Genomic DNA, 22043 nt, shown 5'->3' with positions numbered 1-22043 from the left:
ATCCGCAAGCTGGCCATCAATGCCCTGCAAGCCACGCCTGGTCCGGCCCGCATCAGCCACAAAATGCTCCAGGCGAGATGGAATAACGACTTCCTCCTCACCGTCCTTGCCCATATGCGATAGCCCTACCTTGCGGGGGAGGGCTAGGGAGAGGGGTGCCACACGGGGACTCTCTCTGCAGCGCACGACCTGTTCTCGACGACGGCGGCACCGCCTCCTGGGCTACCCCTCTCCCCCGCCCTCCCCCGCAAGGGGGGAGGGAGCAGAGCGGAGTGCGCGGCGCCCTACACCTTCCCGTCCACCATCACCTCGATCAGCTTGGTGCCGGGCCGGCCGAACGCCGACGCCAGCGTCGCCTTCAATTCGCTGGGATCGCTGATCTTGATCGCCTCGCAGCCGAGTGCCTTGGCGACACCGGCAAAATCCACGGGCGGATCGACGAAATCCATGCCGACGTAATTGTCGTCGCCGTGGAAGGCGAGCAGGCGCTGCTTGATGATGCGGTAGCCGCCATTGTTGGCGATGACGACGTTGAGCGGCAGCTTGTGATGCGCCGCGGTCCACAGCGACTGGATCGAATACATCGCACTGCCGTCGCCGGAGAAGCACACGACGGGACGATCGGGATTGGCAATGCTGACGCCGACGGAGGCCGGCAGGCCCCAGCCGATGCCGCCGGAGGCAAGGCCGTGATAGCCGTAGCGATCGCGGTGCGGACGCAGGGCCGTCACTTGGCGGCTGGAGGTGAGTCCTTCATCGACGAGGATCGCATGGTCGGGCATGGCCTCGACCATTTGCAGCACCAGGAAATCGGGATCGATGGGGTTGCGGCCTCTACTCTTGCCGATCTGCTCGACCAGCGCGGCGCGCCGCGCGCTCCAGTTCTTCGGCGCGAGTTCGGCGAGACGCTGTTTCGCACGGCTCGCCAGTGTTGCACCGCCCATCTCCTTCAGCACCGGGATCAATGCGCGCAGCGTCTCCTTCAGATCCGCCTTCAGCGCGATCTCCACACCGTAGTTCTTGGCGATCTCCCAATCGACGAGGCCGACCTGCACGACGCCGAGTCCATCAGGCAGCGCATCGACCTCGCTATAGACAGACATCCGCAGGGGATCGCCGCCGAGCGCGATCAGGAGATCGTAAGGTGCGAGCGTATCGCGCGCCGCCTTCTGCACACGCGCCAGCGTGCCGACGAAGCTCGGGCTCTCCGAGAGGAAGTGCGAGCCATAGGGCGTCGAGGATTGATAGGCTGCCGCGCCGAGCAGCTCGGCGAGTTCAGCGGCCTCCTTCAGGGCGTCACTCTTGACCACCTCGTCCATGGTGACGACCACGGGACGTTCGGCCTTGAGCAGCCGTGCGGCAAACGCCTTCAGCGCTTCATCCGACGGCCTTGTGCGCGCATCGATACGGGTGGAGTGGCCGAGATCGATGCCGGCTTCGGTGTTGAGGATGTCGCCTGGCAGCGAGATGAACACCGGCCCGGTCGGCGGCGTCATCGCGACCTTGGCGGCACGGCGCACGATGCGCGGCAGATCCTCCAGCCGCGTCACCTCGACCGCCCATTTCACCAGCGGCTCGGCCATCCGCACCAGCGGGCCGTAGAGCACCGGCTCCATCAGGCCGTGGCCCTGCTCCTGCTGTCCGGCGGTGAGGATCATCGGCGTGCCCGTGAACTGGGCGTTGTAGAGCGAGCCCATGGCATTACCGAGACCGGGCGCGACGTGAACGTTGCAGGCGACGAGCTTTCCGGAGGCGCGGCTGTAGCCATCGGCGATCGCGACCACCAGGCTCTCCTGCATCGCCATCACGTAGGTGAGATCGGGATGGTCCTTCAGCGCATGCATGATCGGCAGCTCGGTGGTGCCGGGATTGCCAAACAGGTGCGTGATGCCCTCGTCCTTGAGCAGCGCGAGAAAGGCGGAGCGGCCGGTGATCTTGTTCTTCATGTTTCCTCCAGGAGCGGACGTTGCCGCAAGGACGGAGGCATGATGGCCGAAGTGGGAGGATGCGCGCAAGGAAGCGCGGTCATGGCTGCGTTGCGTATGACAGTCTCGTGTCCCGGACGCGGCGCAGCGTGCAACGTTGCGACGCAGAGCCGGGACCCAGATTCGCGCGGAGTCCGTTGCCGCATGGGCCCCGGCTCAGCAGCGCACCGCCGCACCGGACGATGCTTCGCATCGCCGGGGAGGCGCTGCGCGGCGTCCGGGGCACGGAGAGCGGAGTGTGCGGCCCGCGCTAGATCTCCTCGCGCCCGAGCTCGAACGGGTCCTCGCCGCCCGCGCGCTTCTTCTTTTTCGAGCGCTGCCAAACCACGCCGGGAAAGCCTTTCAGCGGCACCAGCGGCTCGCCGGTATAGGCCCATTCCTGCAGCTCCTCGATGGCGATGTGATAGAGCGGCTGGCGGCCGGTACGCTCCTTGAACAGCGCGCGGGGGATGTTGACCATGTGCGGCCCACGCGGACGCTCATAGGCGATCGGCGTGCCGCAGTTCGAGCAGAAGCTGCGCGCGGTCTTCGTCGCCTTGTCCTCGTAGCGGGTCAGCGCGGTCTTGCCGGATGTGATGCGAAAGCGCTTCTTCCAGCTGCCGATATAGGTCGCGTAAGCCGCGCCGTGGGCGCGGCGGCTGGCGGCAGAGTGATCATGCCACGCCCAGCGCGCGGGGACGTCGATCTCAAAGGTGACCTTGCCGCAGAGGCACTGGCCGGTGGCTGTTCCTGCGGCGGCTGCGGCTTTGGCCATGGTAAGTCTCTCCGTCGTCATTGCGAGCGCAGCGAAGCAATCCAGACAGCTTCAGCGGAGAGATGCTGGATTGCTTCGCTACGCTCGCAATGACGGAATTTGTGGTGACGTCCGAGTCACACAATAGCCCCGTAGCCCGGATGAGCGAAGCGACATCCGGGAAGATCGGAGCTCAGGCGAAGGGTCCCGGATATCGCTTCGCTCATCCGGGCTACGACACTCGGGCTACGCCGGCGTCAGTTCGTCATACACCGGATAATCCGTGTACCCCTTCTCCTCGCCGCCATAAAACGTCGCGCGGTTATACGGCGTGATCGGATAGTCACGCTCCAGGCGCCGCGGCAAATCCGGATTGGAGATGAAGATGCGGCCGAAGGCGATGATGTCGGCATGTCCGTCGGCGATCGCCGCGTTCGCGGTCTCACCAGTAAAGCCGCCGGCGGTCATCAGCACGCCGCTGTAGTGCGGACGGAACAGCACCATCGCGGACGGCACATTCTCCCAATGGACGTCGGCGCGGCCGGCGCCGCTGGAGCGCGGCTCGATGAAGTGCAGGTATGCCAACCCGAGCTTGTCGAGCGCCTTCACCACATGCGTATAGAGCGGCATCGGATCGGGCTCGCCGGAATCATTGGCAATACCGTGGGGCGACAGCCGCACGGCGACGCGGCTCGCACCCCAGACGTCGATCGCGGCCTGCGTGACCTCCAGCAGCAGCCGCGCGCGGTTCTCGATTCCGCCGCCATATTGATCGGTGCGCTGGTTGCTGCGCGACTGCAGGAACTGCTCGAGCAAATAGCCATTGGCACCGTGGATCTCGACGCCGTCGAAGCCGGCGGCGAGCGCGTTCTTCGCGCCCTGCCGGAAGGCCTCGACGATGTCCTTGACCTCCTCCGTCTCCAGCGCGCGCGGCGTCTCGTAATCGGCGATCTTGCCGTCGGCCGTCATCGCCTTCATGCCCTCGGCCTTGATCGCGATCGCCGAGGCCGAGACCGGCAGTTCGCCGCCGTGGAAGGAGGAATGCGAGACGCGGCCGACATGCCAGAGCTGGAGGAAGATGATGCCGCCCTTGGCGTGCACGGCATCCGTCACCTTGCGCCAGCCGGCAATCTGCGCGTCCGTATAGATGCCCGGCGTCGCCGGATTGCCGCGGCCGTGCGACAGCACCGGCGAGGCTTCGGCGATGATCAGGCCGCCCTTCGTGGCGCGCTGGGCGTAATATTCGGCGTTGAGCGGTCGCGGCGAAAAGCTCTCGCGCTCGGCCCGCATGCGCGTCAACGGCGCCATCGCGACGCGATGCGCAAGCTTGTACGGACCGACCTGCAACGGTCTAAACAACGCCGGAAATTTCATGCTGGCACCAGATGGTTATGGAAGGATGCGGATCATATAGCGAGGGGCGGCCCCGCGAAAAGGCACCGCCCCTGCAAAAAGTAGATATTCCCTCCCGCGGAACGCAGGAGGAAACAGATGTTACGCCGTCTTGATCCAGACGGCCTTCACGTTGAGATATTCCTCGACGTGCTGCTTGCCGGACTCGCGGCCGTAGCCGCTCATCTTGTAGCCGCCGAACGGCACGGCCGGGTCCATCGCCTGGTAGCAGTTCACCCACACCGAGCCGGCGCGCAGGCGCTTCGCCACCGCATGCGCCTTGGTGACATCGCGCGTCCACAGGCCGGAGCCGAGGCCGAAGGTGGTGTTGTTGGCGCGCTTGACCAGCTCGTCCATGTCCTTGAACGCGATCGCAGAGATGACGGGACCAAATATCTCCTCCTGCGCGATCCGCATGTTGTCCTGGACGCCTGCGAACACCGTTGGCGACACGAAGAAGCCTTTTGACAGCGCGCCTTCAGTGACGCGGCCGCCGCCGGCGAGCGCCCGCGCGCCTTCCTTCTGGCCGATGTCGAGATAGCCGGTGACGCGCTCGAGCTGCTGCTCGGACACCAGCGGGCCGATCTGCACGTTGGGATCGAGGCCGTTGCCGACCTGCAGCTTCTTGCCGAACTCGGCGACGCGGCCGACGAATTCCTCGTAGATCGCCTGCTCGACGAACAGCCGCGTGCCGGCGCTGCAGATCTGCCCGGAATTGGCGAACACCGCCATCGCCGCGCCGGGTACGGCCGCGTCGAGATCGGCATCGGCGAACACGATGTCCGGCGACTTGCCGCCGAGCTCGAGCGACACGCGCTTGAGGTTGCCGGCCGACGCCCGGATGATCGACTGGCCCGTGACATGCGAGCCGGTGAAGGCGACCTTGTCGACGTCGTGATGCGCGGCAAGCGCGGCGCCCGCGGTCTCGCCGTAGCCGGGCACGACGTTGACGACGCCGGGCGGAATGCCCGCCTCCATCGCGAGCTCAGCGATGCGCAGCGAGGTCAGCGGCGCCTCTTCCGCGGGCTTGAGCACCACGGTGCAGCCGGTCGCGATCGCAGGCCCAATCTTCCAGATCGTCGCGGAGAGCGGTCCGTTCCAGGGAATGATGGCACCGACGACGCCGATTGGTTCCTTCAGCGTGTAGGAGAAGATCTCGCCGGGCAGCGAGTTCTCGATGGTCTCGCCATGGATCGCCGTCGTCTGGCCGGCGTAATAGCGCAGCATGCCGATGGCGCGCAGGCGATAGGCGCGGGTGCGGCTGAGCGGCGCCCCCATGTCGAGCGTGTCGAGCTGCGACAATTCGTCGAAATTCTTCTCGACGAGGTCGGCGAGCCTGAGCAGCAGGTTCTGCCGCTCGAACGGTTTCACTTTGCTCCACGGCCCCTCGAAGGCACGGCGGGCGGCAGCGACCGCGCGGTCGATATCTTCCTTGTCACCCTCGGCGACGGTTGCGAGCAGCTCGCCGGTTGCGGGATTGCGGGTCTCGAAGCGCCTGCCGGAGGCGGCGTCGACCCATTTGCCGTCGATCAGCATCTGCTTGTACGACCCGTTGGCGAACGGGTGGCGCGTGATCGGAATAGCCTGCGACACAGCCATGACTGCACTCCCTGTCAGGTCATTGATTGAGTTCGATCTCGGTGGGACCGTTAGGTCGGGAAGAATACAGCGGTGCCGGAGGGGCGTAAAGGCAGCGTGGAACGAAGAGCTCCCATGCCGACTTGTGCAGGCTCGCGCCAGCGCCATGTTATAGCTCGAGCGAGCCCCTTCCCGCGGAGACGAACCATGTCACATCCCGCTATCGTCAAAGACAATGTTGCCGTGATCACGGGCGGCGCATCCGGCATCGGATTTGCCGCCGCCATGGCTTTCGCGCGAGCCGGCATGAAGGTGTGCATCGGCGACGTCGACGAGGCGCGGCTGGCGGAGGCCGCCACAAAACTGTCATCCGTCACGCCTGCCACACATGTGATGACGTTCGCCGTCGACGTCAGCCGTGCCGAAAGCGTGATGGAACTGGAACGCGCCGTGGGCGCGCATTACGGCGGCACCGACATCCTCATGAACAATGCCGGGATCCAGCCGGGCAGCTCGCTGTTCGGCGTATCAGACAATTGGCAGCGCATCATCGGCGTCAACATGTGGGGCATCATCAACGGCTCGCGCATCTTCGCGCCGAGCATGATCGCGCGCGGCAAGGTAGGCCTCATCATCAACACCGGTTCCAAGCAGGGCATCACCACGCCGCCCGGCGATCCCGCCTACAACGTCTCCAAGGCCGGCGTGAAGGCGTTCACCGAGGCGCTCCAGCACGAACTGCGGAACACAGAAGATTGTCACGTCACGGCGCATTTGCTCATCCCGGGATTCGTCTTCACCGGCCTGACCGCGAAGGGCCGCACCGAAAAACCGGTCGGCGCCTGGACACCGGAGCAGACCGTGGATTTCATGCTGGCGCGGCTAGAGGCCGGCGACTTCTACATCCTGTGCCCGGACAACGACGTGCCGCGCGCGCTCGACGAGAAGCGCATGCTGTGGGCGGCCGGCGACATCGTCGAGAACCGCCCGCCATTGTCGCGCTGGCATCCGGACTATGCGGATGCGTTCGCGAGGTTTGTGAAGGGGGAGTAGGCTTCTTCCCTTCTCCCCTTGTGGGAGAAGGTGGCGCGAAGCGCCGGATGAGGGGTATCTATCCCCGAATTGACTGCCGGAGTGACTCGCGGAGAGAGAGACCCCTCGGCTTCGCGTTCCGCGAAGCCACCCTCTCGCACAAGGGGAGAGGGTATGATAGCGCGAACGTCCTACAACGTCTCTTGCTTGTGCCCGCAGTTCTTGCAGGCGAACTTGACGCGGGTCTGGCCTTTTTCCGCCTGCACCCGGTTCGGCGCGCCGCACTTGCCGCAGACCGCCTCGATGCGGGTCGTGCCCTGCTTGACGACGATGGTCTTCTTTTCCATCGATTCGCGGATCAGGCGCTCGGCCTCTTCACGCAGGGATTGTTTCGACAAAGCTCGTCTCCGCCTCTGAAAGCGCGAGAGCCATATCGCACCTGCGTTGGAATCTCAATCGGCAATGCCGGCTTAAACCTCGACAATCACATAAGCGGCGGATGCTCGGGCATCCGCCGCCGCATGTTGCACATGCTTCACACTTCTCCACGTTCTCTCTTCAAGCCGCCTTGGAAACCTCCATCAGCAGACGCTCGGCCTTGGCATCCTCGATGCGGTTCATCAACCGGCTGCTCTCGTGATTGTCGCGCACGGTCTTGGTCAGTGTGATGCAGGTCTGGATCAGCATCACGATGCCCATCGCGAGATAGCCTTTCATCCAGAGATCGATCGGCAGGAAGAAGACGCCGATGGCGACGAGGAAGGCGGAGGCCGCGAAGGACACGTAGGTGAAGGTGACCCAGGCGCTGCTATGGGGCTGGCCGTTCTGGTTCATGATGATCTCCTGTTGGTTTAAATGATGATGCAATCTGGGTTCAGGCTGTCGGCGTGCGCTTGGACTTCAGCCGTGCCAGCACGTCGTCCGCGGTCGTCTTGAGCCGGGGGCCAAAGCCCTGCTCGGCGAGTCTCTCGGCAGTAGCGAGGGGACCCGTGGCCGCATCGAGCTCGACCAGCGCGTCGTCGGCAGCCTGGGCTTCCATCTGGCGCTCGCGCAGACGCCTCAAGGTGCTCTCGGCCTCCGGCAGCGTGGATTCGTAGGGACGCGCCGCCTCGATGCCGCTGCGGCGAAGCGAGCGCACCGCTTCCGACGCACGGGCGAGGCGGCGGCCGCGATCGAGCTCGGTAATGCGAACCTGCGCGGTCGCGACGTGGCGCTTCAGCCGCGCAATCTCGGTTGCGAACAGCGCGCGTGCCGTCATCGCCGCATCGCGGTCGGCTTCGAGACCCGCGATGGCCTCAGCCGCTTCCTTGGCGAGATCCTCACGGCCGCCATCGAGCGCCGCCACCGCGCGGGTCTCGAGATCGGTGATACGGGCGAGGGTCGCCTCGAGCTTGCGGCCCTCCTGCTGGTCCTGCGCAATCGCCAGCGCCAGCGTCCGCTTGCTGCGTTCGAGGGCGGCGGCGGCATCGCGCATCTGCTGGTCGAGGATCAAAAGGGCCGTACGGTCCTCCAGCTCCTCGCCTGCTGCGGCCACGCTGCCGCGGAAAAGTGTCACGACTGTCTTGAACATCTACAGCTCCCTGTTTATGAGCGTTGCTCATAGATGCTTTGTAGCAGGAAAATTGAACATCGTTCAATAAATATTTGAGCGACGCTCAAGAATCTGGTTAATGATGTCTAAAGCTCTGGAACGTCGAGAGAAATTGCGGATCGACCTGATCCAGGCGGCCGAGCGGATGATCGCTGAGCGGGGGTTGGTGGGCCTGAAAACCCGCGATCTGGCCCGGGAGATCGGCTGCGCCAATGGCGCGGTCTACAATCTCGTCACTGACGTGGACGAGCTGGTCCTGCGCGTCGGCTCGCGCACCCTGCATCGCCTCGACGAAGCACTCAGCGCGGCGGAAAGCGCGGGTGATCCTTCGCCACAGGAGACGCTGGTCCGCATCGCCATTGCCTATTGCGATTTCGCCGCCGAAAACCTCGAGCTCTGGCGCGCGCTGTTCGAGCACCGCATGGCGGCCGACAAGATCCTCCCCGACTGGTCCGTCAACGACCAGCTGCAGCTGTTTCGCCACATCCATCATCCGCTGGCGCTGCTCCTGCCCAAGCGCGGCCAGGAGCAGCTCGGCATCACCGCGCGCAGCCTGTTCTCGGCCGTGCACGGCATGGTGGCGCTGGGGTTGGAGCAAAGGCTGGTCGCCGTTCCCCTGCCGGCGCTGCGCAAGGAGATCGCGGGCCTCGTCCGCGCGATGATCGACGGACTGGTCGCGCGCGAGGAGTGAAAAGGATCGGCGGCGGCTGACTAAAATTTCGCCTGTCGCATCGCGAGTAGCGCGCTTAGCCTTTGGGCCGTCCCTCACCTCTCCCCGGAGTCTCTCATGCCCCTCCTCATCCGCGGCGGCACCGTCGTCAATCACGATCATTCGCGCCGCGCGGACGTGCTGATCGAGGGCGAGACCATCGTCGCGGTGGGCACGTCGATCGAGGCGCCCATAGGCACCGAGATCGTCGATGCCGGAGGCGCCTACGTCATTCCGGGCGGGATCGATCCGCACACCCATCTCGAAATGCCGTTCATGGGCACGGTGACCGCCGACGATTTCGAGTCGGGAACAAAGGCGGCGCTGACCGGCGGCACCACCATGGTGGTGGATTTTTGCCTGCCCGATCCTGGCCAGTCCATGCTCGCGGCCTATCAGGAGTGGCGGCACAAATCCGAGAAGGCGGCCAGCGACTACGGCTTCCACATGGCGGTGACGTCGTGGTCGAAGCAGATTTTTGACGAGATGGAGACCGTGGTCAAAACCTACGGCATCAACACCTTCAAGCATTTCATGGCCTACAAGGGCGCGCTGATGGTGAACGACGACGAGCTCTACAACTCGTTCGCGCGCTGCGCCCATCTCGGCGCCATGCCGGTGGTGCACGCAGAGAACGGCGACGTCGTCGCCCTGATGCAGGAAGCGCTGATCGCGCGCGGCGTCACCGGCCCCGAGGGACACGCCTATTCACGGCCACCGGAGGTCGAGGGCGAAGCCACCAACCGCGCCATCATGATCGCTGATATGACCGGCACGCCGGTCTATATCGTGCACACCAGCTGCCGCGAGGCGCATGAGGCGATCGCGCGGGCACGGGCGGCGGGCAAGCGCGTCTATGGCGAGCCGCTGATCCAGCATCTGCTGCTCGACGCCGGCGAGTACCAGAACAAGGACTGGGATCATTCCGCACAGCGCGTGATGTCGCCGCCGTTCCGCGACAAACAGCACCAGGATAGTCTCTGGGCCGGCCTGCAATCCGGCTCGCTCCAGGTGGTCGCGACAGACCACTGCGCTTTCACCACCGAGCAGAAACGGTTCGGGCTCGGCGATTTCAGAAAAATCCCGAACGGCACCGGCGGCCTCGAAGATCGCCTGGCGCTATTGTGGACCGCAGGCGTCGCCACGGGGCGCCTGACGAAAGAGGAATTCGTCGCCGTGACCTCGGCGAACATCGCCCGCATCCTCAACATCTATCCGCGCAAAGGCGCGATCGCCGTCGGCTCGGATGCCGACATCGTGGTGTGGGATCCCAAGGCGAGCAAGACCATCAGCGCCAAGCGGCAGATGAGCAAGATCGATTACAACGTGTTCGAAGGCTTTTCCTGCACCGGCGGGCCGGCCGCGACGCTGTCGCGCGGCCGCGTCGTCTGGAAGGCGGGCGATCTGCGCGCCGAAGCCGGCGACGGCCGTTACGTCGAACGTCCCGCCTTCTCGTCGGTGCATGTCGCGAATTCGACGTGGAAAGAGCTGACCGCCCCGCGCGCGGTTTCGCGCGGCGCGGTGACGCCGTAGCGGAAGGCGATTCGCAGGATGCGACGCAGTGAAGCGCGGCTGCTGGCATGCGCCTTGCCTCTTTACATCGCAGATTTCTCCCAAAAGAGGCACCAATGAGCGCATCACCTTTCGACATCAGCCGCCGCAATCTGGTGCTCGGCGGCCTGAGCGCGGGCGGAATGACAGCGTTCGCTCCACGGCTCGCCTGGGCGCAGGGCCGCGCCGAGACGCTGCTGGTGGTGCAGGAGCTCGGGCCGAACTCGTTGGACATGCAGGGCGTCGGCTCCAACCAGACGGTCAATGGCCTGTCCTGGAATTGCTACGACCGCCTGCTGACCTATGCCTCCAAGACGCTGCCCGACGGCACGATCTCGTACGACCGTGAGAAGCTCGCGCCTGAACTCGCTGAAAGCTGGGAGGTCGCGGCCGACGGCATGTCCTGCACCTTTAGGCTTCGCAAGGACGCGAAATTCCACGACGGCACACCGGTCACCGCGAGAGACGTCAAATGGTCGTTCGACCGCGCCGTGAAGGTCGGCGGCTTCCCGACCTTCCAGATGTCGGCGGGATCGCTGGACAAGCCCGAGCAGTTCGTGGTGGTCGACGATTACACCTTCCGCATCGACTATGTCCGCAAGGACAAGATGCTGCTGTTCAACGTCGCCGTCGTCGTGCCCTTCATCATCAATTCCGAACTGGCAAAGAAGAACGCGACGCCGGAAGACCCGTGGGCGCTGGCGTGGCTAAAGACCAACGAGGCCGGCGGCGGCGCCTACAAGATCGAGAGCTGGAAGCCCGGCAGCGAGACCGTGCTGACGCGCTTCGACGACTGGAAGAGCGGACCGCTGCCGAAGGTGAAGCGCGTGATCGCGCGCGACGTCCCCTCCGCCGGCACCCGCCGCGCCATGCTGGAACGGGGTGATGCCGATATCTCCAGCGGCTTTGCGCCGCGTGACTTCGAGCAGATCATCAAAGAGGGCAAGGTCAAGGTCTCGGGCGTGCCGATCCCGAATGCGCTCTGGTATGTGGCGCTGAACACGGCGAAGCCGCCGTTCGACAATGCCAAGCTGCGTCAGGCCATCGCCTGGGCGATGCCCTACGAGCAGATCCAAACAAGCGCCTTCTTCGGGCGCGCCGTTCCCATGTATGGCGGATCCGCCGATGTCTCAAAGCCGGTCTGGCCGCAGCCGTTTCCCTACGTCACCGATCTCGACAGGGCCAAAGCCCTGCTGAAGGAAGCAGGATTCGAATCCGGCCTGGAGACGACGCTGTCGCTGGACACGGGCACGGCCACCGTCGGCGAGCCGACCGCCATCCTGATCCAGGAGAGCCTCGCCAAGATCGGCATCAAGGCGGGAATCGAAAAGATCCCGGGCGCGAACTGGCGCACGACGCTGAACAAGAAGGAGCTGCCGCTCGCGCTCAACCGCTTCAGCGGCTGGCTGGATTATCCCGAATATTACTTCTACTGGAATTTCCACGGCAACAACTCGATCTTCAACATCTCCTCCTACCAGAACAAGGAGATGGACGCGCTGATCGACAAGGCGCGCTTCACCACGGATGCCGCGGAGTACGACAAGACGGTGAAGGATTTCATCGCGCTCTGCATGCGCGACGTCCCCGTCATTCCGCTCAACCAGCCGATCCACGACGTCGCCATGCAGAAGAGCGTCAGCGGCTACGAATTCTGGTTTCACCGCGAGCCGGACTACCGCCAGTTCGCGAAGGGCTAATTCCGGCGCGCGAGGCTGATTGCGCCTGACGAGGCCCGCGCCTGCGCGGTCGGAAAACCGCGCTCCAACCGCGCCGCGCTCGCATGCAACATCGCCGCATCGAGCCTGCCCTGCCGCGATCCCTCCAGGGCACAGGCAAACACCCGGTAGAACTGTGCACCGTCATAGGCGACCAGCAGCAAATCGACGCCGGCATTGATCGCCTCGACCACGGCCTTGCAGACGTCGTTCTGGTAGATCGCGCCCATCACGAGATCGTCGGTCATGACCATGCCCTGGTAGCCCCATTTGCCGCGGATGATCCCGTCGACAACGCGCTTGGAATGCGAGGCGGCGCGGTCGGGATCGACGGCGGTGAGCGTGACATGGCCGACCATGAGGGCGCTGCGCGAATGCGACAGCACTTCGCGGAACGGGAGCCAGTCGGTTGCCTCCAGCTCCTTCACCGGCGTGTTGAGACTGGCACTGAAGTGATGCGTGTCGGTGCGCACGCGGCCGATGCCGGGAAAATGCTTGAGCGTGGCGCCGACGCCTGACTCCTCCAGCCCCCGGACATAGGCGCTCGCGATCGTGCTGACGACGACGGGATCGGTCGCGATCGCGCGCTGGCCGATCAGGGTGTGGAAATCGAGGCGATTGCGCCGCTGCGGCGGCTTGAGGTCGAGCACCGGCGCGAGATTGAGATTGACGCCGAGGCCTGCGAGCTCGCGGCCGTGGATGCGGCCGAACTCTTCGGCCTTGGCCTGCTGGTCATCAGGAGCAAGCCCGGTGAGCGTTGCCAGCGCCGGCACCTTTGTCAGCGGCGGCGCGAGATGCCCGACGATCCCGCCCTCCTGGTCCGCTGCCACGACCAGCGGCGGCAGGCCGGCTGCACGCCGCCTGTCCTGGAGCGCCGCGATCTCGGCACGCAGCGCCTCGATGGTCCGGCCGCGGATGTTGTGCCGGGTGACATAGACACCGCCAATCAGGCCCTGCTCGGCAAGGCGCGCGACCTCGGGAAAGGAGGAATAGCCGACCATGAAGTGAGGCCCGAGCTGCCGCGCCTCGGCGGCGTTGGCTGCAAGGACATCGCGCTTGCGCAGCTCGAACTTCAGATGTGCGGCGGACATCAGCAGCGGCGGCAGGCACCAGAGCATGACGAGCAGCTTGCCCGCGAGACTGTGCCAACGTCCTCTCCGCAGCAGGACGATGACGATGAGGATGCTTGCAGCGACAAGCGCAATGTTTCCGGTGCCGCGCAGCACGAGCAGATAGGGATCGTTCTTGTTCGCCGCTGCGAATGCGGCAAGTGGCGCGGCAAGCCAGAGCAGGATGAGACCGAGGCGATCGAGGAATTGCATGATGCGTCACGCCCAAGGTGATGAACGCATCGCACCTATCAGGGCGATTTGCGCTGTACGAGAGGCAAAAGCGCACCTGCACGAAAACTGCAAAAGACTCCTGAAACCATGCAGACGAAGGCCCCGGCTTCTGCGCAAGCGCCGTGCAGACTGCACGATATCGATATTCACGAAAGGTCATTTGCATATGACGAGCCTGGCTACGACGCCGACGACGGACATCCAACCGATCAGGCCCTCGACAGTATCAGTCAAGCTGGCGATGGCGCTGGTGCTCGCCGCGCTCGCCGACTGGCTCTTCTATGGCCAGCGGGCCGGGCTATCGCTGGTCGTCTTTGCGGTCGCCATCATCTGCGCCTCGCTCCTCGCCAACCACGCATCCCTGGACATCCGCCGTGCGGCGATCGGTGCCGCCGTCATCGTCCTCGGTCTCGTGCCTGTTATCGAAGAGCTCAACACGCTTTCGTTCCTGATCCTCATTGCAGCGCTGGTCATCGCCCTGCTGCTGGCAACCAATCCTGAAACGACTGGCCTTGCCGACCGAGCCCGCGCGCTGCGAAACTTCGTCCTGTTCGGCCCCTTCAGATTCTTCCCCGACGCGCTTCAGGTCTTCAACATGTCGGCGTTCACCCGCAGCATCGCGCTGTGGCTGATGCCGGTGGTGCTGGGCATCGTGTTCGTCGCGCTGTTCGCTGCCGCCAATCCCGTGATCGAGCAATGGGTCTCGCTGCTCAATCCAAAGATCATCCTCGAATATGTCAGCGTCCCGCGCGTGCTGTTCTGGATCCTGATGCTGGCGCTGGTCTGGCCGTTCATCCACGTGCGCTGGCGGCGCAGGAAGATTGCCGCAACCGCCCAAACCGATGTCGTGGAGCCGCCGCCGCTCCCGTCCCTCGTCTCGCCCGAATTCCTAGGCCCCTCCGCCATCCTGCGCTCGCTGATCCTGTTCAATCTGCTGTTCGCGGCGCAGTCCATTCTCGACGGCATCTATCTCTGGGGCCATGTGGCGCTGTCCGACAACATGACCTATGCGGCCTACGCCCATCGCGGCGCCTATCCGCTGATCGTGACCGCCCTGCTCGCCGCCGCCTTCGTGCTGGTGGCTATGCGTCCGGGCGGACCGGCGGGGAAGTCGAACGTGATCCGGCCGCTGGTCTATCTCTGGGTCGGGCAGAACGTCCTGCTGGTCGCCTCCTCCATCCTTCGGCTCGATCTCTACGTCGGCATCTACATGTTGACCTACTGGCGCATCGCCGCCTTCATCTGGATGGGGCTGGTGGCGCTGGGACTGATCCTGATCGTCGCCCGCATCGCGCTCAACCGGTCCAATCGGTGGCTCGTCTGCGCCAATCTGATCGCGTTAACGATCGTGCTGTACAGTGTTTCGCTGGTGAACTTCGATGCGTTCATTGCCGACTACAATCTGAAGCACAGCAGTGAAATGGGAGGGAACGGCGTGAAGATCGATGCCAACTACCTCCTCACATTGGGCCCGCAGGCGCTGCCTGCGATCGACAAGGTCATCGCACTGCGCGGGGGTGATTACTGTCTTGCGGGACGTCGAGATCGGCTTGTAGAAAGTCAGCGGCAGGACTTGGCATGGCGAGCCTGGGGTTTTCGCAGCTGGCGGCTGCAACGCCGGCTGGACGCGCAGGCCAAAGGCCAGCCCGGCAACCAGCCGGCGGGGTGAGCGGAGAATCTCTTGGCGCATCGCATTCTCATCGTCGACGACGAAGGCCATATCCGCGAGGTCATCCGCGTCGCCCTGAAGAAGGCCGGCATGGACGTGATCGAGGCTCGCGACGGCAAGGAGGCGCTCAGCCGCTTTGCCGCCGACAGGCCCGACCTGATCGTGCTCGACATCGGCATGCCCGAGTTCGACGGCCTCGACGTCTGCCGCGAGATCCGCAAGACGTCCGACGTGCCGATCCTGTTCCTGTCGGCACGCGACGAGGAGATCGACCGCATCCTCGGCCTCGAGATCGGCGGCGACGACTACGTGACAAAACCGTTCAGCCCCCGCGAGCTGGTGGCGCGGGTCAACGTCATCCTGCGCCGGCTCAGCCCGCGCAATGGCGAGGCCAAGGCAGGACCGGCTGCGCTGACGCAAGGCGGCCTGCTGATCGATCCCGAGCAGCATGTGGCGTCGTTCGCCGGCACGCCGCTGAAGCTCACCGCGATCGAGTTCGGCATTTTGCGCGCGTTCCTGACCCGGCCGACCTCGGTGTTCAGCCGCGAGCAGCTGATGCGGGCGGCCTATCAGCTCAACATCCAGGTCTCCGACCGCACCATCGACAGCCACATCCGCAACATCCGCGCAAAACTCGCGGCGCAAAATTGCGAGAACGTCATCGAGACCATCCACGGCGTCGGCTTCAAGCTCGGCCGCTGCGAGAAAGAGGCATGAGCGCGGCGCCCGACAAATGGCGGCCATCGCTGGGGCTGGTGATCTTCGCGGTGCTGGCAACCGTCGCGGTGCTGCCGCTGGTCGGCCTGTTCTTCTTCCGCCTCTACGACAACCAGCTGATCCGCCAGACCCAGGCCGAGCTGATCGCGCAGAGCCGCGTGCTCGCGACGATCTATGCGCAGGAGGTGACGGCAAGGCTCGACAGCGGCCTCACGCTCGGCCCCGAGGTGCCGCCGAACGTGCTGCCCGATCCCGGCGACCAGGTTACGCCGATCCGCCCCGCGCTCGACCTCACCGCCAACGACCTGCTCCGGCGGCGGCCCGATGCGCTGCCCGCGCCCCAGCCGGCGCAAGCAGCCTATGTCGAGATCGGCGGAAAACTGACGCCGATCATCCGCGAGACTCAGAAGGTGACGCTGGCGGGCTTTCGCATCCTCGATCCGCAAGGCGTGGTGATCGCCGGGCGGCAGGAGGTCGGGCAATCGCTCGCCCATATCGAGGAGGTCGCGGACGCACTGCACGGGCAGTACCGCGCCACCTTGCGCAACCGCGTGCCGGACAAGCCGCCGCCGCCGATCTATTCCTTCAGCCGCGGCCTCGGCGTGCACGTGTTCTCGGCGATGCCCGTCATCGTCAACAACCGCGTCGCCGGGGTGATCTACACGACGCGGACGCCGAGCAACATCTTCGACCATCTCTACCAGGAGCGGGCTAAGTTCGTGCTGGCGGGGCTTGCCGTGATCCTCGGCACGATCCTGATCGGGCTCGTGTTCTCGCGCACCATCACGCTGCCGATGCGCGAGCTGATCGACCGCGCCGCCAGAATTGGCCGCGGCGACCGCGAGGCGTTCCGGCCGCTCCGGCACTACGGCACGCGCGAGTTCGCCCAGCTGTCGCACAGCTTCCTCGGCATGGCCGAACAGCTGGCGCGGCGCTCCGACTATATCGCGACGTTCTCGGCCCATCTCACCCACGAGCTGAAATCGCCGCTGACCTCGATCAAGGGCGCGGCCGAGCTGTTGCAGGATTCGGTTCAGGGCAAGGCCGGCAGCCTGACGCCGGCCGAGCAGAACACCTTCATCGCCAACATCCTGTCCGACACCCAGCGGCTGGAGGCGATGGCGCAGCGGCTGCGCGAGCTCGCCCGCGCCGAAACCCTGCCGCAGAACGAGCGTACCGAGCTTGCGCCGGTGATCGCCGATCTCAGAAGCCGGTTTCCGGCAAGCTCGATCGAAGCCAGCGGCAGCCTGGACAGGGCGATCGGCATGTCCTCGGAGAAGGCGCTGATCGTGCTGTCGCATCTCACCGATAACGCGGTGCGGCACAAGGCCGGGACAATCAGGCTGGAGGCGGTGGACGAGCGGACGACCTTGCTTGTGACGGTCAGCAATGACGGCGAGCCGATCTCGGCGCCGAACCGCGACAGGATCTTTGATGCGTTCTTCACCACTCGCCGCGACCAGGGCGGCACAGGGATGGGGCTGGCGATCGCGCGTGCGGTGATGGCGAGCCATGGCGGCTCGATCAGGCTCAAGCCCACTGACGCGGGCGTCGCCTTCGAGCTGCAGTTTCCGGTTGCCTAGATCGCAAAGACCCAGGCGGCGACGATGGTGCCGATGGTGACGAGACCTGCGATGGTCCAGCCGGCGGCATATTCCAGCTCAGGATGACCGGTCCCCCGCATGATCTCTGCCGGATCGGCGGTATGCTTGTGTGCCATGACTGCCTCGCACGTGTTTCCCCGTGTCACAGGTAAGTCGCATCAGCCGGCAAAAGGTTCCGTCACGGAAATGCGAGCAAACAAAAACTGCGAAAACAACCCCATGCACAGTAGAGCGCCTGCTCGGGCATGACGCCAGCTGACGCCGCCCAACAGCTTGACTCATCGGTGCAAAACGGCGGCTTCGCGCAATCGTCGGGCGGGTGGCGTCTTGCCTTCCAAATCCGGTTGCATGCTAGACTGGATGCCATCCACGGCAGGAGGGAAGCATGGCCGACAACAAGGCAAAGCGGGGCGGCGCCGATCGCGCCCTGATCGCGCTCACCGAGAAATACGAAGTCGGCTACTGGTCGAAGAAGTTCAAGGTGACCCCGGCCAAGCTGAAATACGCCGTCAAGAAGGTCGGCCACTCCGCCAAGAAGGTCGAGGACTACATCAAGCTCCAGAAGCACCGCGCCGCCGACAAGAGCCGCATCGCGCTCGGCGAGGCCTATGAGGTCCGCTACTGGTCGAAGAAGTTCAAGATCACCCCGGCCAAGCTGAAGGCCGCGGTGGCCGCCGCCGGACATTCCTCCAGGAAGGTCGAGGCCTACCTCGCGGCCCAGAAGGCCGCGAAGAAGGCCAGGAAGACCGTGAAGAAAGCCGTCAAGAAGACCGCGAAGAAGACCGTCAAGCGGAAGAAGGCCGCCTGAAGATCCGGGAGAGAGGGATGAGATCCGGTCCAGCGATCCTCGCTTGCGCGCTCGCCTTTGCCGGAGCATCCCACCTCCCCGGTGCGTCCGCCGCCACGCCCGCAAAGGTCTCGGGCGCGACCGCGCTGGCGCTTGCGGGGGTGATCGCGCCGCTGTCACCGGACCTGACCTCCGCCGAGAGAAAGGCGGTGGCGATGCTGTTCGCCGCCAATGCCGACATTCCCTACAAGAAGGCCATCGTGGTAACCGCCGACCGGATCGTCTGCCGCACCGGCAATGTCGACATCACCATTCGCAATTGCGAGGTGACCTTCGGCAAGAAGGTGAAGACCGTGAACGGCTCCACCGCCAACGAGATCTTCGCCACCGAAGCGCTGGCGGGCGTGCCGCCCGACGGCGCGGCGGGCTCGAACTTCGAGAGCCTCTCCAAGCTGAGTTGCACGATCGATCCCAACGCGATCAGGCGGAAGGACGGCAGCGGGGCGGACTGCACGTTCCAGCCGGGGAATTGATGCTAGGCCGGCGCACGAGCCGCAGGTGCCGTGAAATCGCCTCAAGGCGAGCCAACTAATAAGGCGAATTGAAAAGACAGGCCCAGGGAGCGAGCCAATATCGGGCGCGCAAGGCCGGCACCATGATGAAGAATTACCTCGCATTTTTCCTGCTTTTGACCGTGACTGCCGCATCCGCGCATGGCCCGCTGCCGGCTCGGTTGACGGCGCCGTCCGATCTTGTCCCGGCAGGCCTCACCGATTCCGACACGACGGCGGGCGGCACCGCGCGGCTCTGCGAGCAAGTCACCTTCTCGCGCGGCCTGCGTTACGGCGAGAGCGAGGCCCAGGTGCTCGATGTCGCCACCAGCGCGACCAAGGCCGACACGCCGCGGCCGGTGCTGTTGTTCGTGACCGGCGATACCTTCACCGGCGACCGCGGCGCGCCGGAGCTGGCGCGCCAGATCCAGGACCAGGCGATGTGCTTTGCCGCGCGCAACGACATGATCGGGGTCCGCGTCAACTATCGCCTGGCGCCGTCGGCGACCTGGCCGATGGGGGCGACCGACGTGGCGGCGGCGCTGTCCTGGATCCACGGCAATATCGACCTGTTCAACGGCGATGCCCGCGAGATCGTCGCGGTCGGCTACGGCGCCGGCGCCTTCCACGTCGCCACGCTGCTGGCGCATCCGGAGCTCCAGACCGACCGCGCCGATGTCGCCGGGGTCGTGCTGGTGTCCGGCATCTACCGCGTCGGCAAGGACGCCAGCGACAGCGAGAAAGCCTATCTCGGCACGGATGCCACCCAATACGACAAGCGATCGGTGTTTCCCGGCATCCTCAATGTCGACGTCCCCATCGTGCTGGCCTGGGCCGCGGACGATTCCGCCGGCCTCGTGGCCCAGGGCGAGACGCTGAAGAAAACGCTCTGCGGCGCCGGCCACTGTCCGCGCAGCGCACTGTTGCGCAGCCGCGACGGCATCGCCGCCGCGTTCGGCCTCGACGGCTCCGGCAACAGCCTCGCCGAACCGACGCTGCTGCTGGTGCACCAGCTCGAGGCGCGCGGGCTGCCGTAGCGCTGCGCTCGAGCCACACCTTTTGCTAGGCTACCCCTCTCCCCCGCCCTCCCCCGCAAGGGCGGGGCAATCGCATATGGATTTCACGAGGATTGTCCGCGGGCTTGCTCCGCCTCTCCCGCTTGCGGGAGAGGCCGCCGCGCTCGCAGAGCGCGGCGGGTGAGGGCTCTCGCCACGCAGGGATATCCTCCGCAATCCTCGACAATCCCGACGCGGAGACACCCCCACCCCAGCCCTCCCCCGCAAGCGGGAGAGGGAGCCCAGTGCCGATGCCGCAGCATCGCGCACGCCATATGCGATAGCCCTGCCCGCAAGGGGGGAGGGAGCGCAGTGTGCCCCACGACGACAGCTCGTTTCAAAACTCCGAACACTCAATGCGGCTTGTGGCCCCCGCTCCAACCACACACACAGGTGCGTTCCCTCCCTCCTTGCGGGGGAGGGCTAGGGAGAGGGGTGCCACACGGGGACTCTCTCGATCAGAAAATCGACGCGTCGCCGTCGCGGCGCGTCAGCACGCCTGCCGCTTTCGGCTGCGTCGCATTGAAGCAAGCGATCCAGCCATACGATCGCCAAACGGTTGACCTAGATCAAGCGGCCTTGGTGCGGATTGAGCCGACCTCGTTGGGGGCCAACGACAAGGGTTCGAACATGCGCGTCATCGGCAGGATGCTGTTCGTGTCCGTGATTGCCGTCGCATCGCTCGGCGCGATGTCGCAGCAACAACACTCCGAGCAACAGCCGAGCGACAAGGAAATCCGGATCGGCAATGTCATGCCGTATTCGGGACCGCTGTCTGAGTTCGGCGCGATCGGCCAGGCGGAGGCCGCCTATTTCGACATGGTCAACGCGCGTGGCGGCATCAACGGCCGCAGGATCCGCTTCATCACCCGCGACGACAATTCAGATCCGGCAAGCGCGCTGGAGCTGACGCGCAATCTGGTCGAGAAGGACGACGTACATGTGATGTTCGGCTCGTTCGGCACGCCCGGCAATCTCGCCACGCGCTGGTACCTGAACGAGAAGAAGGTCCCGCAGCTGTTCGTCGCCTCCGGCGACGAGGAGCTGAGTCAGGCCAGGGCGTTTCCCTGGACCATGGGCTGGCAGCCGTCGTTCCGGTCGGAGGGGCGCATCTACGCCAACTACATCCAGGCCTATTATCCCAGGAAGAAGATCGTCGTGCTCTGGCAGAACGACCAGTTCGGGCGCCAGCTCTACAAGGGCATCCAGGAAGGCCTCGGCGACCTGAACCGTCATGTCCTCGTCGACATCGCCTTCGACATCAACGACGAGCATCTCGAAGGTCACGTCTCGATCCTCAAGCGCGCCGGCGCCGACATCTTCGTCTTTCTCGGCGTTCCGTCGACCGCGTCCAAGGTCATCAAGCTGGCGGCGTCGCTCAAATGGCGCCCGGTCGTCATCGTGAACGATGCCTCGGCCACGATCGCCAATGCGATGGCGCCGGCGGGCCTGGAGAATTCGGCCGGCGTGATCTCGGCTGCCTTCCTGAAGGATCCGAGCGATCCCGCCTGGAAAGACGATCCTGCCATGAAGGAGTGGTTCACGTTCATGGACAGGTACCATCAGGTCGAAAGCACCAACAGCAGCGCGGCGGTCTACGGCTATGCCGCGGCCGAGGCGCTGACGCAGGTGCTGAAGCAATGCGGCGACGACGTCTCGCGCGAAAACATCATGCGCCAGGCGGCCTCGCTCAGGGATTATCAGCCGTCGGTCGCCTTGCCCAATATCAGGATGAACACCTCGCCGGAGCGCTATCTGCCGATCAGGCAGATGCGGCTGGTCCAGTTCGACGGCCGTTCGTGGCAGCCGTTCGGTGAGGTGATCGAGACGGCGTTTACGGAGGGTGCGGCGCGGTGAGCGGACTCACGCAGCGCAGTTGCCTGTGCCGATTACCGACACCTTTTCCTGGGCCACCCCTCTCCCCCGCCCTCCCCCGCAAGGGGGGAGGGAGCGCAGCGGAGCGCGTGGCCACGCTGTGCCCTCATTGAGGCTGCGCTAGTGAATGGAGTCATTCGCCGCGAAGAAAGT

Annotated in this window: 20 protein-coding genes; 11 read left to right on the top strand and 9 right to left on the bottom strand. The window is 65.0% G+C overall.

Going from position 1 to position 22043, the window contains the following annotated elements; genetic code table 11:
• Positions 1-284: 284 nt before the first annotated feature.
• From JQ635_RS37860 to JQ635_RS37845, 4 genes are all read right to left on the bottom strand, one after another.
• Positions 285-1946: a thiamine pyrophosphate-binding protein gene (locus tag JQ635_RS37860; RefSeq protein WP_211414850.1), complete on the bottom strand. Its 1662-nt coding sequence runs from the start codon at positions 1944-1946 to the stop codon at positions 285-287.
• A gap of 289 nt (positions 1947-2235) precedes the next feature.
• The gene (locus JQ635_RS37855; RefSeq protein ID WP_211414849.1) at positions 2236-2739 is read right to left on the bottom strand and encodes a GFA family protein; all 504 of its coding nucleotides are present in this window, start codon (positions 2737-2739) and stop codon (positions 2236-2238) included.
• Between the two features lie 225 nt (positions 2740-2964).
• Positions 2965-4092: an alkene reductase gene (locus JQ635_RS37850; RefSeq protein WP_211414848.1), complete on the bottom strand. Its 1128-nt coding sequence runs from the start codon at positions 4090-4092 to the stop codon at positions 2965-2967.
• Between the two features lie 120 nt (positions 4093-4212).
• Positions 4213-5709: an aldehyde dehydrogenase family protein gene (locus JQ635_RS37845; protein WP_211414847.1), complete on the bottom strand. Its 1497-nt coding sequence runs from the start codon at positions 5707-5709 to the stop codon at positions 4213-4215.
• 186 nt (positions 5710-5895) lie between these two features.
• On the opposite strand from JQ635_RS37845, the gene JQ635_RS37840 reads away from it, so the two are divergent.
• Complete coding sequence (locus JQ635_RS37840; RefSeq protein ID WP_211414846.1) at positions 5896-6741, top strand: SDR family NAD(P)-dependent oxidoreductase; 846 nt, start codon at positions 5896-5898, stop codon at positions 6739-6741.
• Positions 6742-6911: 170 nt separating this feature from the next.
• On the opposite strand, the gene JQ635_RS37835 is transcribed toward JQ635_RS37840, so the two are convergent.
• The 3 genes from JQ635_RS37835 to JQ635_RS37825 all read right to left on the bottom strand — a co-directional run bounded on the left by JQ635_RS37835 (position 6912) and on the right by JQ635_RS37825 (position 8290).
• Entirely contained in the window at positions 6912-7118 is a 207-nt protein-coding gene (locus JQ635_RS37835; protein ID WP_025033895.1) for a hypothetical protein, read from the bottom strand.
• Positions 7119-7278: 160 nt separating this feature from the next.
• Complete coding sequence (locus tag JQ635_RS37830; protein WP_211414845.1) at positions 7279-7554, bottom strand: YiaA/YiaB family inner membrane protein; 276 nt, start codon at positions 7552-7554, stop codon at positions 7279-7281.
• Positions 7555-7594: 40 nt separating this feature from the next.
• Positions 7595-8290 (bottom strand): PspA/IM30 family protein, encoded by a 696-nt coding sequence (locus JQ635_RS37825; protein ID WP_211414844.1) that lies wholly within the window; start codon positions 8288-8290, stop codon positions 7595-7597.
• 103 nt (positions 8291-8393) lie between these two features.
• Here JQ635_RS37825 and JQ635_RS37820 point away from each other — a divergent pair, with 103 nt between their 5' ends.
• From JQ635_RS37820 to JQ635_RS37810, 3 genes are all read left to right on the top strand, one after another.
• The gene (locus JQ635_RS37820; protein ID WP_211414855.1) at positions 8394-9002 is read left to right on the top strand and encodes a TetR/AcrR family transcriptional regulator; all 609 of its coding nucleotides are present in this window, start codon (positions 8394-8396) and stop codon (positions 9000-9002) included.
• Positions 9003-9098: 96 nt separating this feature from the next.
• Positions 9099-10553, top strand: a complete 1455-nt coding sequence (gene hydA / locus JQ635_RS37815; RefSeq protein WP_211414843.1) for a dihydropyrimidinase — start codon at positions 9099-9101, stop codon at positions 10551-10553.
• A 95-nt stretch (positions 10554-10648) separates the two neighbouring features.
• Entirely contained in the window at positions 10649-12271 is a 1623-nt protein-coding gene (locus tag JQ635_RS37810; protein ID WP_211414842.1) for an ABC transporter substrate-binding protein, read from the top strand.
• Here JQ635_RS37810 and JQ635_RS37805 read toward each other — a convergent pair.
• Entirely contained in the window at positions 12268-13611 is a 1344-nt protein-coding gene (locus tag JQ635_RS37805) for a glycoside hydrolase family 3 protein (protein ID WP_211414841.1), read from the bottom strand. The two genes, JQ635_RS37810 and JQ635_RS37805, sit on opposite strands and share 4 nt — an antisense overlap.
• 187 nt (positions 13612-13798) lie before the next feature.
• Here JQ635_RS37805 and JQ635_RS37800 point away from each other — a divergent pair, with 187 nt between their 5' ends.
• The 3 genes from JQ635_RS37800 to JQ635_RS37790 are packed head-to-tail and all read left to right on the top strand — an operon-like array spanning position 13799 to position 17601.
• Complete coding sequence (locus JQ635_RS37800; protein ID WP_211414840.1) at positions 13799-15301, top strand: DUF4153 domain-containing protein; 1503 nt, start codon at positions 13799-13801, stop codon at positions 15299-15301.
• A 12-nt stretch (positions 15302-15313) separates the two neighbouring features.
• Positions 15314-16018 carry a response regulator gene (locus JQ635_RS37795; protein ID WP_211414839.1) on the top strand — a complete coding sequence of 235 codons (705 nt, stop codon included), beginning with the start codon at positions 15314-15316 and terminating at the stop codon, positions 16016-16018.
• Positions 16015-17601: an ATP-binding protein gene (locus JQ635_RS37790; protein ID WP_211414838.1), complete on the top strand. Its 1587-nt coding sequence runs from the start codon at positions 16015-16017 to the stop codon at positions 17599-17601. Before JQ635_RS37795 ends, JQ635_RS37790 begins: the two co-directional genes overlap by 4 nt.
• Here the strand turns inward: JQ635_RS37790 and JQ635_RS37785 are convergent.
• A complete protein-coding gene (locus JQ635_RS37785) occupies positions 17598-17738 on the bottom strand; it encodes a hypothetical protein (protein ID WP_211414837.1) in 141 nt (46 codons plus the stop codon). The genes JQ635_RS37790 and JQ635_RS37785 overlap by 4 nt on opposite strands.
• A gap of 269 nt (positions 17739-18007) precedes the next feature.
• Between JQ635_RS37785 and JQ635_RS37780 the strand changes: the two genes are divergently transcribed.
• The 4 genes from JQ635_RS37780 to JQ635_RS37765 all read left to right on the top strand — a co-directional run bounded on the left by JQ635_RS37780 (position 18008) and on the right by JQ635_RS37765 (position 21872).
• A complete protein-coding gene (locus tag JQ635_RS37780) occupies positions 18008-18430 on the top strand; it encodes a DUF3606 domain-containing protein (RefSeq protein ID WP_211414836.1) in 423 nt (140 codons plus the stop codon).
• A gap of 17 nt (positions 18431-18447) precedes the next feature.
• Positions 18448-18942 (top strand): hypothetical protein, encoded by a 495-nt coding sequence (locus JQ635_RS37775; protein WP_211414835.1) that lies wholly within the window; start codon positions 18448-18450, stop codon positions 18940-18942.
• A gap of 125 nt (positions 18943-19067) precedes the next feature.
• Positions 19068-19997, top strand: coding sequence for an alpha/beta hydrolase (locus tag JQ635_RS37770; RefSeq protein WP_211414854.1), 930 nt, complete (start codon positions 19068-19070; stop codon positions 19995-19997).
• 648 nt (positions 19998-20645) lie between these two features.
• The gene (locus JQ635_RS37765) at positions 20646-21872 is read left to right on the top strand and encodes an ABC transporter substrate-binding protein (protein WP_211414853.1); all 1227 of its coding nucleotides are present in this window, start codon (positions 20646-20648) and stop codon (positions 21870-21872) included.
• The last annotated feature ends 171 nt before the right edge of the window (positions 21873-22043 follow it).

The sequence above is a fragment of the Bradyrhizobium iriomotense genome (assembly GCF_018130765.1).
GTDB classification, from domain to species: domain Bacteria; phylum Pseudomonadota; class Alphaproteobacteria; order Rhizobiales; family Xanthobacteraceae; genus Bradyrhizobium; species Bradyrhizobium iriomotense_A.
Note: the sequence above shows the minus strand (reverse complement) of the source record. Positions and strands in the feature narration are given on the sequence as shown.

Bases quoted from the DNA above. Each gene is read 5' to 3' on its own strand.
- JQ635_RS37785 (WP_211414837.1), bottom strand. From the start codon at position 17,738: ATGGCACACAAGCATACCGCCGATCCGGCAGAGATCATGCGGGGGACC.
- JQ635_RS37770 (WP_211414854.1), top strand. From the start codon at position 19,068: ATGAAGAATTACCTCGCATTTTTCCTGCTTTTGACCGTGACTGCCGCA.
- hydA (WP_211414843.1), top strand. From the start codon at position 9,099: ATGCCCCTCCTCATCCGCGGCGGCACCGTCGTCAATCACGATCATTCG.
- JQ635_RS37780 (WP_211414836.1), top strand. From the start codon at position 18,008: ATGGCCGACAACAAGGCAAAGCGGGGCGGCGCCGATCGCGCCCTGATC.
- JQ635_RS37850 (WP_211414848.1), bottom strand. From the start codon at position 4,092: ATGAAATTTCCGGCGTTGTTTAGACCGTTGCAGGTCGGTCCGTACAAG.
- JQ635_RS37820 (WP_211414855.1), top strand. From the start codon at position 8,394: ATGTCTAAAGCTCTGGAACGTCGAGAGAAATTGCGGATCGACCTGATC.
- JQ635_RS37855 (WP_211414849.1), bottom strand. From the start codon at position 2,739: ATGGCCAAAGCCGCAGCCGCCGCAGGAACAGCCACCGGCCAGTGCCTC.
- JQ635_RS37775 (WP_211414835.1), top strand. From the start codon at position 18,448: ATGAGATCCGGTCCAGCGATCCTCGCTTGCGCGCTCGCCTTTGCCGGA.
- JQ635_RS37825 (WP_211414844.1), bottom strand. From the start codon at position 8,290: ATGTTCAAGACAGTCGTGACACTTTTCCGCGGCAGCGTGGCCGCAGCA.
- JQ635_RS37805 (WP_211414841.1), bottom strand. From the start codon at position 13,611: ATGCAATTCCTCGATCGCCTCGGTCTCATCCTGCTCTGGCTTGCCGCG.
- JQ635_RS37840 (WP_211414846.1), top strand. From the start codon at position 5,896: ATGTCACATCCCGCTATCGTCAAAGACAATGTTGCCGTGATCACGGGC.
- JQ635_RS37845 (WP_211414847.1), bottom strand. From the start codon at position 5,709: ATGGCTGTGTCGCAGGCTATTCCGATCACGCGCCACCCGTTCGCCAAC.
- JQ635_RS37765 (WP_211414853.1), top strand. From the start codon at position 20,646: ATGCGCGTCATCGGCAGGATGCTGTTCGTGTCCGTGATTGCCGTCGCA.
- JQ635_RS37810 (WP_211414842.1), top strand. From the start codon at position 10,649: ATGAGCGCATCACCTTTCGACATCAGCCGCCGCAATCTGGTGCTCGGC.
- JQ635_RS37800 (WP_211414840.1), top strand. From the start codon at position 13,799: ATGACGAGCCTGGCTACGACGCCGACGACGGACATCCAACCGATCAGG.
- JQ635_RS37860 (WP_211414850.1), bottom strand. From the start codon at position 1,946: ATGAAGAACAAGATCACCGGCCGCTCCGCCTTTCTCGCGCTGCTCAAG.
- JQ635_RS37790 (WP_211414838.1), top strand. From the start codon at position 16,015: ATGAGCGCGGCGCCCGACAAATGGCGGCCATCGCTGGGGCTGGTGATC.
- JQ635_RS37830 (WP_211414845.1), bottom strand. From the start codon at position 7,554: ATGAACCAGAACGGCCAGCCCCATAGCAGCGCCTGGGTCACCTTCACC.